Annotated in this window: 11 protein-coding genes and 2 tRNA genes; 3 read left to right on the top strand and 10 right to left on the bottom strand. The window is 69.2% G+C overall.

The window, feature by feature from the left end; all coding sequences use genetic code 11:
• Positions 1–22 precede the first annotated feature (22 nt).
• The 9 genes from FHT37_RS00065 to FHT37_RS00025 form a co-directional block, all read right to left on the bottom strand.
• A complete protein-coding gene (locus tag FHT37_RS00065) occupies positions 23–1,249 on the bottom strand; it encodes an HlyD family efflux transporter periplasmic adaptor subunit (protein ID WP_183478441.1) in 1,227 nt (408 codons plus the stop codon).
• Positions 1,250–1,320: 71 nt separating this feature from the next.
• Positions 1,321–2,748 (bottom strand): efflux transporter outer membrane subunit, encoded by a 1,428-nt coding sequence (locus tag FHT37_RS00060; protein ID WP_183478440.1) that lies wholly within the window; start codon positions 2,746–2,748, stop codon positions 1,321–1,323.
• A gap of 266 nt (positions 2,749–3,014) precedes the next feature.
• Positions 3,015–5,864, bottom strand: coding sequence for an AAA family ATPase (locus tag FHT37_RS00055; protein ID WP_183478439.1), 2,850 nt, complete (start codon positions 5,862–5,864; stop codon positions 3,015–3,017).
• 179 nt (positions 5,865–6,043) lie between these two features.
• Positions 6,044–7,801 carry a flotillin family protein gene (locus FHT37_RS00050; protein ID WP_183478438.1) on the bottom strand — a complete coding sequence of 586 codons (1,758 nt, stop codon included), beginning with the start codon at positions 7,799–7,801 and terminating at the stop codon, positions 6,044–6,046.
• A gap of 84 nt (positions 7,802–7,885) precedes the next feature.
• Complete coding sequence (locus FHT37_RS00045) at positions 7,886–8,512, bottom strand: YqiJ family protein (RefSeq protein WP_091722113.1); 627 nt, start codon at positions 8,510–8,512, stop codon at positions 7,886–7,888.
• A complete protein-coding gene (locus tag FHT37_RS00040) occupies positions 8,509–9,177 on the bottom strand; it encodes a PspA/IM30 family protein (protein WP_147240313.1) in 669 nt (222 codons plus the stop codon). Before FHT37_RS00040 ends, FHT37_RS00045 begins: the two co-directional genes overlap by 4 nt.
• Position 9,178: 1 nt before the next feature.
• On the bottom strand, positions 9,179–9,697 hold the full coding sequence (locus FHT37_RS00035; protein ID WP_147240312.1) for a hypothetical protein: 519 nt from the start codon (positions 9,695–9,697) through the stop codon (positions 9,179–9,181).
• Between the two features lie 195 nt (positions 9,698–9,892).
• Positions 9,893–10,213, bottom strand: coding sequence for a hypothetical protein (locus FHT37_RS00030; protein ID WP_183478437.1), 321 nt, complete (start codon positions 10,211–10,213; stop codon positions 9,893–9,895).
• Between the two features lie 164 nt (positions 10,214–10,377).
• Positions 10,378–11,142: an SDR family oxidoreductase gene (locus FHT37_RS00025; RefSeq protein WP_183478436.1), complete on the bottom strand. Its 765-nt coding sequence runs from the start codon at positions 11,140–11,142 to the stop codon at positions 10,378–10,380.
• A 409-nt stretch (positions 11,143–11,551) separates the two neighbouring features.
• On the opposite strand from FHT37_RS00025, the gene FHT37_RS00020 reads away from it, so the two are divergent.
• The 3 genes from FHT37_RS00020 (at position 11,552) to FHT37_RS00010 (ending at position 14,008) form a co-directional block, all read left to right on the top strand.
• Positions 11,552–13,717: a TonB-dependent siderophore receptor gene (locus tag FHT37_RS00020; RefSeq protein WP_255489457.1), complete on the top strand. Its 2,166-nt coding sequence runs from the start codon at positions 11,552–11,554 to the stop codon at positions 13,715–13,717.
• A 36-nt stretch (positions 13,718–13,753) separates the two neighbouring features.
• A tRNA-Asn gene (locus FHT37_RS00015) sits at positions 13,754–13,829 on the top strand.
• A 103-nt stretch (positions 13,830–13,932) separates the two neighbouring features.
• Positions 13,933–14,008, top strand: a tRNA-Asn gene (locus tag FHT37_RS00010).
• An 83-nt stretch (positions 14,009–14,091) separates the two neighbouring features.
• On the opposite strand, the gene FHT37_RS00005 is transcribed toward FHT37_RS00010, so the two are convergent.
• Positions 14,092–15,431 (bottom strand): anti-phage deoxyguanosine triphosphatase (locus FHT37_RS00005; RefSeq protein ID WP_221210931.1); only part of this gene is annotated, 1,340 nt, incomplete at its 5' end.

Below are 15,431 nucleotides of genomic sequence, written 5' to 3'. Positions count from 1 at the left end.
GGCGCGGTTCCTGGTCGGGCGCTCATTGCGCGCTCGTGTTGGCGCTGGTTTCGGCGCGTGCTTCGGCGCGCGTGTCGACCGTGGCCGTCATCGACAGTCCCACCTGCAGCGGACGCTGCGCGAGCTCCTTCGGATCCAGCGCGATGCGCACGGGCACGCGCTGCACGACCTTGATCCAGTTGCCGGTCGCGTTCTGCGCCGGGATCGCAGCGAAGGCCGAGCCGGTGCCGCCGGACAGGCCCTGCACGGTGCCGTGGTACACGACCGAGCGGCCATAGAGATCGGATTCGACCTCCACCGGCTGGCCGATGCGGACCTTGTCAAGCTGGCCTTCCTTGAAGTTGGCGTCGACGTGGACCTGGCCCATCGGGACGATGGCCAGCAAGGGCGTGCCGGCGGCGACCTGCTGGCCCAGCTGCACCGCGCGCCGGGCGACGACGCCATCCACCGGGGCGCGCACGACCACGCGTTCCAGGTTCACGCGCGCCTGGTCGCGCTTGGCGCGGGCCAGGGCGACCTCGGGGTTGGCGGCCTCGGTGGTGTCGGCGATCAGCGTGGCGTTGGCCTCGCGCTGGCCGAGCGCTGCCGCACGGTTGGCGTTGGTCTGGGCCGCGGCCGCCTTGGCCGCGGCCAGCGCGGCGGTGGCGGTCTGGAAGGCGTTGCGGGCGCGGGTCACCTCGTCCGCTGAGACCGAGCCCGAATCCGACAGCGCTTCGCGGCGCTCCAAGTCGACCTTGGCGCGCTCGAGGTCGGACGCGGCCGACGCGAGCTGGGCTTCGGCGCGCAGGCGGTCGGAATCGCGCGCGATCACCTGCGCCGCCAGGCTGGTGTCGTTGGCGACGTAGCCGCGCACGCGCCGCTGGGCGCGGCCGAGCTCGGCCTCGGCCTGCTCCAGCGCGAGCCGGGCGTCGGTGTCGTCCAGCACGACCAGCACATCGCCGCGGCGCACGGCCTGCGTGTCGGAGACGCGGACCTCGCGGACGATGCCGCCGACGAAGGGCGTCACCTGCGCCATTTCGGCGGCCGTATAGGCGTTCTCGGTGCTGACGTAGCGCGACGCGAAGAAGTGCTCGTAGGCGAAGACGCCCACCGCCGCGGCAACGACGGTCAGCGCGAGCAGCGTGAACAGCTTCTTGCGCGCCTCGGGGCGGGCCGGGGCCGCCGGCGTGTCGTGGGCGGGATCGGCGGTATGCAGGGGCGACTTGGCGGACGGCGTGGCCGCGGCGCGCGGCAAGGTGGCTTCGGACATGACGGGACTCGCTTTCTCTCTAAGGTTTCATTGATGGTTTGCTCGGTCGTTTTCCCGACACAACTTCCGCGTCAGCTGCGGAAGCCGCCTCCTAAGGCGCGTTTGAGCGCCACATCGAGCGTGAAGGCGCGCGAGCGCAGGTCGGTCTGCGTGCGCAGGTTGGTCAGCCAGGCGTCCTCGGCGGTCAGCACCTCGAGGTAGGTGGACAGGCCGCCGGCGTAGCGCCGCTGTTGGATCTGCCAGGCCTCGCGCGCGGCCTCGACGCCGGCATCGGTGCTCGCCAGCTCGCCGCCGAGGGCGCGCTCGCTGGCGGCGATGTCGGCCACTTCCTGCAGCGCCTGTACGACCGCCTGGTCGTAGCTGGCGACAGCCGCGTCGGCATCGGCCCGGACGCCGCGCAGCTGTCCGCGCAGCCGGCCGCCGTCGAAGATCGGCAGCGAAATCGCCGGGCCGATGCTGCCGGTGAAGGCGCCGCCGTCGGTCAGCTTCGACAGGCCCAGCGACTGCATGCCGGCGAAGGCCGTCAGGTTGACGTCCGGATAGAACGCCGCCTTGGCGGAATCCACACGGCCGAGCGCGGCCTCGACGCGCAGCCGCGCGGCGACGATGTCCGGGCGGCGGCCAAGCAACTGGGCGGGAAGCTGCTCCGGCAGACCGAAGTCGCGGGCGACGTCCAGCTCCGGGCGGCTGAGCGCCAGCCCACGGTCGGGGCCTGCGCCGGTGAGCGCCGCCAGGCGATGCCGCTGCAGCTGGAGCTGCTCGCGGGCCGATTGCAGATCGGCGTCGGCCATCGCCCGGCGGGCCTCGACCTGGCGCACGCCGCCCAGCGTCTCCAGGCCGTTCTCGCGGCGCATGCGCAGCAGCTGGACCGTCTTGTCGCGCACAGCCAGTGCCGCCTCGGCGGTGTCCTGCAGCGCCCACAGGCGGGCGAATTCGGCATACGCGGAGGCGATCGAGGCCGCCAGCATCAGCCGCGCCTGCGCGGCATCGGCGCGGGCGGCCTCGGCGTCGGAGAGCGCCGCCGCCAGCGCGGCGCGGTTGCGGCCCCAGAAGTCCAGGTCCCAGGAGAAGTCCAGCGTCGCGCGGCCGTAGTCCTTCCAGCCGTCGGGCGTCGCGGCGCGGGGGGTCAGGTACTCGTAGCTCTGCTTCTGCTCGCTGATCGACGCGTTGGCCTTGAGCTGCGGCCGGCTGGCGGCGCGCGAGGTCTGCACCACCGACTCGGCACGCGCCAGCCGGGCCTGGGCGGTCGCGATCGAGGGCGATCCGGCCAGCGCCTCGTCGACGAGCTGGTCGAGCTGCGCGTCGCCATAGGCGCGCCACCAGGCGTCGGTGGGCCAGTCAGCGCGGGCGGCGGCCAGCGACTGCGTCGCGGCGTAGCCGTCGACGGGACGGGGCGTCGCCAGCGGCGGGGTCTCGGGCAGGGCCGCGCAGGCGGCCAGGGCGGCCGCGACGGCCGGAACCAGCGCGAGGCGGGCGAAGCGGCGTGGGCGGGTGGACATCGTCTTTTCTCCAGTCGTTGCGGCCGGCGCGGGAGCGCATCGGCCATGGACTGAAGCGTAGGGACGAGGGTCCGGGAAGTCGTTCGGGAACGGTCGGGGAACGGTCCGGGAATGGTCGGGAACGGGCGCCGGGCGGTCAGGACGACGGGTCCGGGCGGCGCCCGGTCGATGTCTGGCCGATGTCTGGCCAATACGTGCCCGTTGCCTGACCGGTGCCTGACCGGTGCCTCGCCGATGCCTGGCCGAAGCGTGGCCGGCGCCGCGCGTCAGGCGCCGGCGGCCAGTAGCGCGTCCACGCGCGCCAGCACCGGCCAGGGCGTCGTGTCGTGCCAGCGGGCGCGCAGCGCGCGCAGGTCGTCCAGTTCGGCCGGCGAGGCGCCTTGCAGCTCGCACAGCGCCAGGCGCGCGATGAGCTCCGCCGTCAACGCGCCCTGCTCCGCCGCCAGGCGCGCGGAGGTCCCGGCCGCCTCCCGCGCGGCGGTGAGGTCACCTTCGCGCTCGGCCAGGGTGGCTCGGGCGGCCCACAGGTCGGGGAGATGCAGGGTCTCGCCCAGCCGTTCGGCCATCGCGAAGCCATCGTCCAGATGACGCCGCGCCGCGGCCAGGTCGTTGCTGGCGAGCGCGGCGTCCACCGCCATCCACCGCAATCCGGACGCCTCGAACCAGGCGCCCGTCGCCGCGTGGGCGGCGCAGCCGGCCTCCACGTCGGACAGCCCGGCGGCATCGCCGGTCCGCGCACGCGCCCAGCCCAGCATGGCGCGGCTCGGACCCTCGCCCTGTCCCAGCTGATGCTCCCGCACCAGTTCGCGCATCCGTTGTGTCCGGGCGAGCACCTGCTGCGCGCGGCCGAAGCGCACGTCGACGATGCTCGCGCAGCGCGCCGCGAAGCCCCGCATCACCGGCACGCCGATCTCGGCGGCGCGCGCGGCGCCCGCCTCGGCCCATTGCCGGGCGAGCTCGACAGCGCCCGTGTACGCATGCACGACCGCGCCGACGCCCCACGCTAGCGCGGAGGGGTCGTGCATCACCGTCACGGGCAGGCGCGGATGGCCGAGCGCTTCGGTCAAGGCGCGGGCCCGCTGCACCAGGGGCATGGCCTCCCCGATCCGGCCACGCTGCAGCAGCGTCACGGCCAGGGACACGGCGCCGGCGGCGCGCAGCAGGTCGTCGTCGAAGGCGTCGGCCGCGGCGCACAGTCGCAGCGCGATGGCCTCGGCCTGCAGGTATTCGCCGGACGCGGTGAACATCCAGACCAGGCCGGTCATGACCCAGGCGCGCGGCCGGGTCGGCGGGAGCAGCTCGCACAGCGTCGCGCAGCGGAGATAGGCGGCTCGGCCTTCCGGTGTCGTCACGCCCGTGGACTGGGCGAGCGCGGCGCCGCGCAGTTGCTGGAGCGCGAGTTCCGCCTCGCAGCGGGCCTCGCCTTCGGGCGCGCGGTCGAGCAGGGTCAGGCCGCGCGTGACCAGCAACAGCGTCTCGTGCGGCGCGAAGCGCCCGAGCGCGCGTTCGCCGGCCGCCGCGTAGGCGCGCATGGCGGCCAGCGCATCGAGACCGCGCTCATGGTGCAGCGCGAGCGCGGCGGCGACCGCGTCGATGCGATCGGCGCGCCATTGCTCGAGCGCGGCCGCGGCGCGCCGGTGCAGCGACACGCGCGCCGACGGCGCGATGCGTTGATAGAGCGCCTGCCGGTACAGCGCGTGGCGGAAGGTGAATCTCGCCTCCAGCGTGCCATCGGCCAGCGGCTCCAGCGCGGCCGGCGCCAGCCAGGCCTGGCGGCGCGCGAGTTCATCGCAGTCCGCCGCGACGGTGGCGGCATCGCTGCCCAGCATGTGAGCCACGATCGAGCAGGCGAACTCAACGCCGCAGACGGCGGCGGCTTCCAGCAGCGCGGCGGCGTCCGGCGCCAAGCGGGCACGCTGGCGCTCGATGACGCCGGCCAGCGAATCGGGCACCGCCCAGTCGTCGTGCGAGCCGGCGTCGCCTGAGGTCGTGGCCGTGGACAGCTCGTCGACCGCGTTGGCGACGAACAGCGGCAAGCCGTCGGTCTGGCGGTGCAGGCGGCGGACATGCGCCTCGTCGGCGGCCAGGCCAGGCCGGTGCCGCGCGAGGTAGGCAGCGAGCTCGGCCTCGCTGAAGGGATCGAGCAGCAGTTCCTCGCACAGCCGGCGGGCGCGCAGTTCGTGGCGCAGGCCGTTGAGCGGATGGTCGTTGGCGACGAGTTCCGGCGTGCGGTAGGTGACGATCCACATCAGGCGCGCCGGTGGGCGGCGGCGCGCGACGTGGTCGATCAGACGCACGGTGGCCTCGTCGCACCAGTGCAGGTCCTCGGTGACGAGCAGCAGCGGCCGAACGGCGGTGAGCTGCTCCACCAGCTCCGAGAACTCGCGGAGCATGCGGTCTTGCGTGGCGCTGGCGAGGCCGGCCTGCAGCCGTTCCTGTTCCTCGCGGTCGATGAGCCAGGGCAGCTGCAGCAGCCAGGTCGGCGCGACGCGGCGCAGCTGCGTGACGAGCGACGCATCCGTGCGCGCCAGACCGGCGAGCGCGTCCAGCACCGGCAGGTAGGGCTCGCCCTCGCCGACCTGCTCGATGCACTGGCCGTGGGCGGTGGCGGCCTCGCCGAGCGACGCGACGAAGGCGTCGATCATCGCGGTCTTGCCGATGCCGGCCTCGCCGGCGACGCAGCACAGCTGGCGCTGTCCGGCCGCGGCGCGCGACCAGGCGGCGCGCAGGCGGGCGAGTTCAGGCTCGCGGCCGATGAGCCCGCGGGGCTCGTTGAGCGCGGTGGCCGTGCCCTCGATTGATCCGATGAAGCGGTAGCCGCGCCGCGAGGCGGTCTCGACCCAGCGCGGATGCTTCGCGTCATCGCCGAGCGCGGCGCGCAGTTCGCTGATCGTGGTCTTGAGCACGGATTCGCTCACGTGGCGATGGCCCCAGACGCTGTCGAGCAGCGCGTCCTTGGTCACGAGCGTGCCGGCATGGCGCAGCAGTTCCGTGAGCACGCCAAAGGCCTTGGGCGCCAGAGCGATCGCCTGTCCCTCGGCCAAGAGCCGCGCATTCGCCTCGTCGAAGGCGAACGGACCGAAGCGCAACGACAGGGGAACTGAGGGATCGTCCATGGCGGCGAGGATTATCTGCCTCGGCCAAGACTTGCGAACGATCAACTCGATATGCAGCCGTGAGGTGAAGAGCACGACGCCCGACTCGCCCTCGCGGCCTGACTCGCGGAACTCGCCTGTCTGAAAGCAAGAAGCCCGCTGGCTTTCACCGGCGGGCTTCGTTCCTTCAGGTTGGCTGATCAGGCGTGCGGACCGTCGATCGACTTCTGCGCTGCGTGCGGGACTTGGGGGACCGGCGCGCCGTTGCCCTGCCCCAGCATGCCGGCCAGCGACTGCGCCACGCCGGTGATGCCTTCGTTGGACAGACCCGCATCCTTCATCACCGCATCGACGATGGGCTTGGCGATCTGGTACTGCAGCGCCGAGTTCATCACCTGCTCCGGGAAGGTCGCGCCGACGCCCGCACCGGTGCCGCCCGCGCCGCCCTGCCCGCTCGCCGCGCCGCCATCGTTGCTCGCGCCCGGCATGCCGTTGACCTGGAAGATGCGGATCGAATCGATCTTCTCCATCGGACGCACCGCCTGCTCCAGGATGTTGGGCAGCTGCTGCAGCAGCATCGTGCGGACCTGCAGGTCGATCTGCGCGGCGGACAGAGTGTTCAGCGCCTCGTTGATCGCCCGGCGGCCTTCGGCTTCCGCCAGCGCCGCGGCCTGCTTGGCCTGGGCCTCGATGGTCAGCGCCTCGGCGCGGTCCAGCGCCGCCTCCTTTTCCGCCGATGCGGACACCCGCACGGCGATGGCGAGCTGTTCGGCTTCCTTGGAGGCCTCGATCAGCTGGATGTTCTTCTCGCGCTCGGCGACGGCCACCTGCCGCGCCGTGTTCACCAGTTCCTCGGCCTTGACCGCGTCCGCGCGGGCCATGTTGGCGGCCGCGTCGGCATCGGACTGCTCGCGCGACTTCGTCGCGATCGCGATCTGCGTGTCCTGGCGAGCGATCTCGACCTGCTTGCGCTGCTCGGCGCGTTGCATCTCGGTCTTGCGCTCGAGTTCGATCTCGCGGGTCTGCACGACCAGGTTCTTCTCGATCTCCGCCGACTTGATCTCGCGATCCGCCTCGATGCGCTTCTGGCTGACCTGACGCTCGGCCTCGATCTTCGCCGCCTCGGCCTGGCGGGTGCGCTCGGCCTGTTGCGACGCGATCAACGCGACCTGCTCGGCCCGGGTGATCTCGATCTCGCGCTGCTGGGACAGCGTCGCGAACTCCTGGTCCTTCTCGATGTTGAGCTTCTGCCGCGTCGCATCCAGGTTCTTGGTCCGGACCTGCACCTCGGTGTCCTGCTCCACGTCGTTGCGCTGCTTGCGGCGCGCCTCGGTCTGCTCGGTCAGCCGCGTCAGGCCTTCGGCATCGAAGGCGTTGTTCGGGTTGAAGAACTGCTTGTCCGTCTGGTCCAGGCTGGTCAGCGACACCGATTCCAGTTCGAGGCCGTTCTTCTCGAGGTCCTCCGCGACGGCGTTCTGCACCGCCTGGACGAAGTCGCGGCGCTTGTCCTGCAGCTCCTGGATGGACATCGTGGCGGCCGTCGCGCGCAGCGAGTCGACGAACTTGTCCTCCACCAGCGCCTTGAGCTCGTCCGGGCTCATCGTGCGGGCGCCCAGCGTCTGCGCGGCGATGCTGACCGCCTCCTCGGTCTGCTTGACCCGCACGAAGAAGGCCGCGGTCACGTCGACGCGCATGCGGTCGCGGGTGATCAGGCTCTCGCGCTCGCGGCGCTGCACCTCGAGCTTGAGCGTGTTCATGTTGACCAGCACCCGCTCATGGAACACCGGCAGCACGATCGCGCCGCCGTCCATGATGACCTTCTGGCCACCCAGGCCGGTGCGGACGAAGGCGGTCTCCTTCGTCGAACGCTTGTACAGGCGCGCGAAGACGAAGCCGATGGTCAGTAGCGCGACCAGGGCGATGCCCGCGATGGTCAGCAGCTCGATCAGATTGCTCATGGACTGGTTACTCCCTCAAGAAACTTGGAATCCGTGTTGGTATGGAAATCGGCGGCGGCACGACTCGCCTTCCGTGGCGCCGCGCTACATCAAGGTTGGATGCGGATTGGCGATGCAGCGGTAGAACGCGCCGGCCTTGCTGACGATCAGCACCTGCGCCCCCTCCTGGAAGACCTCGTCATCCACATCGGGCTCGACCATCAGGTAGTGCGAGCGACCGTGGACGTCCTTGACCCGCGCCTGCGCCGCGAGCCCGCGCCGGGCCGAACCGGTCACGACGACCCCGACGCGCCCCACCAGGCTCTGCTCGCTGACGGCGCTGGTCTCGTCCTGCGGAATGATGTGCGCGATCAAGGCGCCCAGGCCTCTCACCGTCGCCAGCCCCGCCGGCACCGCCGCGAGGCCGGCCACTGCGGCGGGCAGGTAGCCGCCGAAGAGGCCGTTCATCACGACCTGCAGGCTGTAGCCGAAGACGGTGTAACCCGTCAGGAACAGCAGCAGCAGGACCAGCGCCGGGACCTTGCCCAGGTGCAGCCAGCCCAGCACGCGGTCCAGGCCGGAGTCGCCGTCGACCTCGGGCAGCCAGTCGTCGATCAGGTTGCTGGGGCTGAGCGAGATCAGCATGCCGGCGCCCTCGACCACCGCGATGCCGACGATCAGCGCGAAGCCGATCCCGAACGGCAGGTTCTCCTGCGCGGTGAACAGGCTCATGACTTGGCGGCCTTCAGCTGCGCCATGCGCTCGGCGATCTTGTTGTCGCGGACCAGGTCATCGAGCTCCTTGAGCTGCGCGGCCTGTTGCAGGCTGTTCTGACGAGCGGTGCCGGAGAGACCGGTCTGGCGCTCGTAGACGCGGTCGAAGGCGTCGGTGACCTTGCCGATGCGGTGGGCCGCGCTGCCGGCACCGGTGGGTGCCGTCGCGGTCGCGGCGGCGGCGCGGCTCTTGCGGAACTCGGCCAGCGCGTCCTGCATCTCGCGCTTCTTCGCGAGCAGCGCGGCGACGAAGCCGGTCAGCTCACTTTCCTGGCGCGCGTGCTCGGCCAGCGTGGTCTCGAGCACCGGCAGCTGGGCCTCGATGTCGAGCTGGCGGGCCACGGCGGCGCGGGCCAGGTCCTCGCGGCCGGCGCTCATCGCCTCGTCGATCTGCGACGACAGGGTCGCGTGCAGCTGGTTCAGGTTGGCGTGCTGGCGCTGCGACAGGTGGCGGTTGGCCGACACGGTGCCCAGCTCATGACGCACTTCGTCGATGACGGCGTCGGCCTCGCGGAGGGACTGCTCCATCGTCGCCTCGGGCGCCTGATCCTCGATGCGGTCGAGGAGCGCGTGCACGCTGCCGGCGATCACGCGGCCGACGCGGGTCTTCAGGGAGTCGGTCATCTCAGGATCCTTTCGAGGACGAAGTGGCTTGCAGGGGATGGGCGAGGTCCAGGGTCGGCCCGAGGTGACGTCTCACGACCTGCGGGTCGTAGGCCGCGGCGGTGAGCGGCGTGCCCTGGCGCAGCAGGGTCTCGCACAGGGTGGCGGCGCGTCGAACCAGCGCCTCCTCGAACTTGCGGGCGTCGTCGGCGTCGGCCGGGGCCTGGCTGATCGCCAGCGCCAGCGCCGCGACGAAGTGGTCCAGCAACAGGCTGACGACCTCGGAGTGGTGGCCGGTCTCGCTCTCGATCCGGACCAGCGCCTCGCGCAGCCGCGCGGTGAGGTCGCGGGTCCAGGCATGGGCGGCGACGTAGTCGAAGGCGCCGTCGTGCTGGCGCTTGAGCTGGCCGAGCAGCACGCGCAGCTTGTCGCTGTTGGTCGTCGCCCCTTCGACCTGCAGTTGGGCGAGCCAGAGGTACAGGTCGCTGGGGATGCGAGCCGATAAAGGCTCCATGGTGGGCGGCGGGCTGCTCGCGTTCATGACGATGAGGCTTGAAACCGTTGGGACCGGCCCAGTGTATTCATTCGAATTCATCCGTCAACAGGCGAATGCATTCGAATTTCCGACGCCTCATGCAGGTTTTGCCGCGCCCTGGGCGCGCTCACGAGGGCGGAGTGGACCGGTCCGTGGCGTCGACGTCAATCGCTTTCCCCCATTGGTGGGAGACGTCGAACTTCAGCGCCCGGACCGATAGCCTCGCGCGGCGAGCCAGGAGAGCACGGCCACGACGGCGAGCGCGCCGGCGTCCAGCAGGTACAGGCCGACGCCGGGAGCTTCCCGCCGCGCTGCCTGGACCGCCTGGCCGAAGTTGTCCGGCCCGATGCCATAGGCTTCCACGAGCGCCATCGCCGTGATCCAGGTCGCCGCCGCGCCGACCGCCAGGGCGAGCACGGTGGCGACGTTGGCCAGGAAGTAGCCCTTCTTCCGAGGGGGAGCGAGCGGCGCCTGCCCCTCGCCCGCCCGTGCCGCCGCGACGGCTGCTGAATCCGCATGCATGTTCAATCCTCCTTGGTGGTGGAGGCGTTGTATGCGGCGCGCACGGCAACGGGGCAGGCCATGTCGCGAGCTGCGGCTGAGGCCGTTGAACGGGCCGGTGCCGCGGGCGGGCGGCGACGCGGCACGGGCCGCGTTCCCGCGTTCCCGCGCTCCCGCGCTCCGGTTCAGCGGTCGCCCGCGCGGGCGATATTGACTAGCCAGGCCTCGAGGCTCGTCGCGCCGAGTTGCGCGTCCGCGCCCGCGACCAGCGAGGCGTCGTCCAGCACGGAGCCGAAGTACGGCGCCTGGGCATCCGGGACGACGCGGCGCGCATCGCCGTGGGCCTCGAGCGCCCGCTGCACCGCCTGGCTCATCGGCAGCCGCTGCGGCCCGCCGATCTCCACGATGGCGTTGCGCGGCGCCCGCGACACGACGTCCGCGAGGCCCGCCGCCACGTCCGCGGCCGCCATGGGCTGGAACAGCGCCGACGACACGCGCGCGCCGCCGTCGCCTTCGGCGCCGTCCCCGGCGATCGCGGTCAGGAACTCGAAGAACTGGGTGGCTCGCACAATCGTGTAGGGCACCTGGCCCTCCTGAATCAGCGCCTCCTGGGCGACCTTGGCACGCATGTAGCCGTTGTCTGCGAGCCGGTCGGCCCCGACGACCGACAGGGCCACGTGGTGGCGGACACCCGCCGACGCCTCGGCGGCGAGCAGGTTCGTCGTCGAGGTCCGGAAGAACTGCAGCACCGCCTGGGCTTCGAACGAGGGGGAGTTGCTGACGTCCACCACCACGTCCGCGCCGGCCACGGCCTGGGCCAGGCCCTCGCCGGTCAAGGTGTTGACGCCTTGCGAGGGCGACGCCAGGACCACGCGATGACCGGCGCGTTCCAGCAGGGGGCCGAGCTTCCGGCCGATGAGGCCACTGCCTCCGATGATCGTCACGTTCATGTCACTGTCCTTCCAGGATTGAGGCGTGGGCCAACGCGACATCGGCTGGCCACACTGGCAAGACGAGATGCGAAGGCGTGTTGTGACATCCCCGGGTGGCAGCCCCGGCGCCGCGGCGCCTCCCGCTAGAATCCCACCCGCTCGCCGGCCCGTCCGGCGAGCCTCGCTAGGGGTGCTGGTCCGGACGATGCGTCAGGGGCCGGCTGAGAAAGTCCCTTTGAACCTGTTGGCGCGTGCCGCAAGGCGCGCGTCAAAGTCTCCTTCAGGAGACTTGAGGTAATCCTCGCGCAGGGAAGCATGCCTTCGACACGCCTCGTGTCCTCGCACGCCGCCTTCTCATCGGCGTGCTGGTTTGCCGACCTGCCATCGCGTTTCTGGCTCCGGCACATCGATGGCAACTTCGTCTCGCTTGACTCCATTCCCGCTCCGCCGCCTCGCCTTCGCGCTCGCGGCCGGCGGCCTGTCCTTCCACGCCGCCGCGCAGACGGCCGCGCCGGCGCTGCCCAGCGTCGTCATCAAGGGCTCGGCCGAGGCGCCCGCCACCGTCGGCGGCTTCGGCGACACGCCGGTCGCCAAGCTGCCGATGCAGGCCAGCATCGTCAGCGCCGAGCAGCTCACCGACCGCGGCCTCACCAGCCTGGCCGGCCTGACACTGCTGGATGCCAGCGTGGGCGACTCGTACAACTCCGCCGGGTATGTCTCCTACCTGAAGATCCGCGGCTACGACCTCGACAACCGCTTCAACTTCCGTCGCGACGGCCTGCCGATCAACGCCGAGACCGCCCTGCCCCTCGCGAACAAGAGCAGCCTGGAGGTGCTCAAGGGCACGAGCGGCATCCAGGCGGGCACCAGCGCCCCCGGCGGCCTCGTGAACCTCGTCGTGAAGCGGCCGACGACCGAGCTCACCAGCGTGACGCTCGGCGTCAGCGAGCGCGGCACCCTCGAATCGGCGATGGACTGGAGCCACCGCTTCAGCGACGGCCACGGCAACGACAAGGCCTTCGGCCTGCGCGTCAATCTGCAGGCCGCCAAACTCCGGCCCGAATTGCGCGACGCCGACGGCCATCGCTGGATGATGGCCGTCGCCGGCGACTGGCGCGTCACGCGCGACACGCTGGTCGAGGCCGAGGTCGAGGTCTCCCGCCAGTCCCAGCCCAGCCAGCCCGGCTTCAGCCTGCTCGGCGACCGCCTGCCCGACGCGAAGTCCATCGATCCGCGCACCAACCTGAACAATCAATCGTGGAGCCTGCCGGTCGTCTTCGAAGGCCGCACCGCTTCCCTGCGCGTGCAGCACCAATTGAATGCCGACTGGAAGCTGCAGGCGCATGCCGCGATCCAGCGGTTGGTCACCGATGACCGCCTCGCCTACCCCTTCGGCTGCACCGCCGGCGACGGCACTTATTACCCGAGCACCTACTGCCCCGACGGCACCTTCGACCAGTACGACTTCCGCAGCGAGAACGAGCACCGCAACAGCGACGCGCTCGACCTCTCGGCGCAGGGCCGGCTCAACACGGCCGGCATCACGCACGAGTTGACGACCGGCGTGCTGCTCTCGCGCTACAAGAGCCGGCTGCAGGGCCAGGCCTACAACTGGGCGGGCACCGGCAACATCTGGGGCACGCTGCCGACGACGGCCGATCCGACGCTCACCGGCACCAACACCAACCGCACCGAGCGCAGCACCGAGGTCTACCTGCGCGACGCGATGCAGTTCAGCGAGCGCTGGCAAGGCTGGCTCGGCGTGCGTCACACGCGGCTCAAGCGCGACAGCGTCGCGGTGGGCCCGGAGGCCGGCCAGGTCGGCACGCCGAATCCGTACGCGCAGTCGTTCACGACGCCGTGGCTCGGCGTGAGCTACGCGATCAACTCGCAGTTGCTGGCCTATGCGAGCTGGGGCCAGGGCATCGAATCGGCAGTCGTGCCCAATCTGCCGATCTATGCGAACCGCACCGCGGTGCTGCCGGCGCTGCGCAGCAGGCAGTGGGAGATCGGTCTGAAGTCGGGCAGCCGGACGGTGGACTGGTCGATCAACTACTTCGACGTCAGCAAGCCCGCGACGCGCGACGTGGCGGTCACGGTGAACGGCCTGGACATGCTCGAGACCCGCATCGACGGCGAGCAGAACCATCGCGGCGTGGAAGCGCAAGCGGACCTGAAGTGGACGAACGGCGGCCTGATGGCAAGCGCGATGAAGCTGCGCGCGCGCCGCGAGCGCAGCGAGGACGCGACGCTCAACGGCCTGAAGCCGACCAACGTGCCGGAGACGGTGCTGAAGCTGCAGGCGCGCCAGGGCGTCGGGCTGCCGGGCCTGGAGCTGCAGGCGGGCGTCGTGTACGAGGGCAAGCGCATGGTGCTGCCGGACAACTCGCTGGCCATCCCGAGCTGGACGCGGCTGGACCTGGGCGCGCGCTACGAGCAGAACATCGGTCGGCAACAGCTGATCTGGCGTGTCGGCGTGGACAACGTGACCGACCGCCGGGCGTGGCGCGAGTCGCCGTATCAGTACGGTCACGTCTACCTGTACCCGCTCGCCAATCGCACCTGGCGTGCGTCGGTGGAGTGGGTCTTGTGAGCTTCTGATTTTTCTGTGTATACTCTTAGGCTCTGATCCCCGATAGCTCAGTCGGTAGAGCGCCGGACTGTTAATCCGTAGGTCCCTGGTTCGAGCCCAGGTCGGGGAGCCAAGATCAGATGACGAAGGTCTTCGGACCTTCGTTCTTTTTCAGCCAGAGTCCGACCGAAGACCCTGGCCAAAGAATTCAGATCGATAGGATCTGAGCAGACTTTTCCTCGATAGCTCAGTCGGTAGAGCGCCGGACTGTTAATCCGTAGGTCCCTGGTTCGAGCCCAGGTCGAGGAGCCAAAATTGAAGCCCCCAACATCGCAAGGTGTCGGGGGTTTTTTCTTTTGGCGCTCGGGAATGCTGGGAGCGTGTCAATCCCCCAATCAGAATCTGTCCGAGAACTGCCCTTGTCTCGGTATAAAGAGCCGCTCAAACATGCGCGTGGCATAACCATCAGTCATGCCTGCGATGTAGTCACAAACAACCCGCATGCGTGCATTCGGAACCCCAGCAGCCCTCTTCAACTGTTCCTGAAAAGACTCTTTTAATAAGCGCTCGGGATCCGACTGCAGGGCTTCGAACAAGCGAACGACGATTTGCTGCCCCCTGTACTCAAGTGTCTGCACTTGAGGATTTCTAATCACCCGCCTTACGACAAGATCTTTCAGCCCGTCCAAGAACCTTGTGGCCGCTGGTTCCAACTCAGCGCGGTGATTCAAAAGCGGATGGGAAAAACCTTCCTGAACTCGAACACTGGCCGAGATAATGAATGCGTTAACAAGCCCTCCAATCGCTTGCTTACGCGAGGCTGCGGAGGATCCGAACAATGCAGCTTCAACCTCCTCGGATGACCCAAGCCCCCTCTCTGTAGCCCACGCAGGATCGAGGAAACTCGCAACCTCCTGCCAATCTTCGCGCACAACCATTCGCAACGCGATTGCATCCTCGAAATCATGTACGCCATAGGCAATATCGTCCGCCAATTCCATAATGGAAGTATCAAACGCGATATACAGAGTCTTTGAATGCTTTCCTTGGTCAGCAGTTTGGCAAGACGTAAATAATTCCCTGTCGTTGATGTCGAAGGGATCCATGATCCACTCGACCAAATTCAATTCGGTTCCGAGGAAGCATTTTGGAGGCTTCCAATCGTCGCGTTTAAGTTGGATTGTGGAGATTGGCCAATCGGGCAAGGTGCTCTTCACGACACGCTCGTAAGGCGCTGGGTATTTGAGAACACCCAACAACGTTCGGCGCGTCAAATCTAATCCATGCCCTTCGGTGTGAGCCTCCAATGAACTTACGAGACGCAACGTTTGGCCGTTGCCTTCGAATCCGCCGGCCTCTCTCATTGCAAAATTGAGCGCGACCTCTCCACCGTGCCCAAACGGAGGATGTCCCAGATCGTGGCAAAGTGCGATTGCCTCTATCAGGTTTTGACCGGGCAACCACTGATACCACGATTCCGAGCCGGAAGCCTTTTCTTTGAACATGCGCACAATACCGCGCGCAATCTGAGCCACCTCCATAGAGTGCGTCAGTCGAGTTCGATGGAAGTCACCCTCCCCTATCCCCAGAACCTGAGTCTTCGCCTGCAGCCTTCGGAACGCTGAGGAGTGGATCACGCGTGTTGATTCCCGCTCGATACTGACCCACCGTTTCCATCCAATCTTGACCCACCCTTGTTCGAGCCTCTGAGGCTCAGGCTGTGGGTAACTTCTTG

Source organism: Mitsuaria sp. BK037 (assembly GCF_014193045.1).
GTDB lineage: Bacteria > Pseudomonadota > Gammaproteobacteria > Burkholderiales > Burkholderiaceae_C > Roseateles.
Note: the sequence above shows the minus strand (reverse complement) of the source record. Positions and strands in the feature narration are given on the sequence as shown.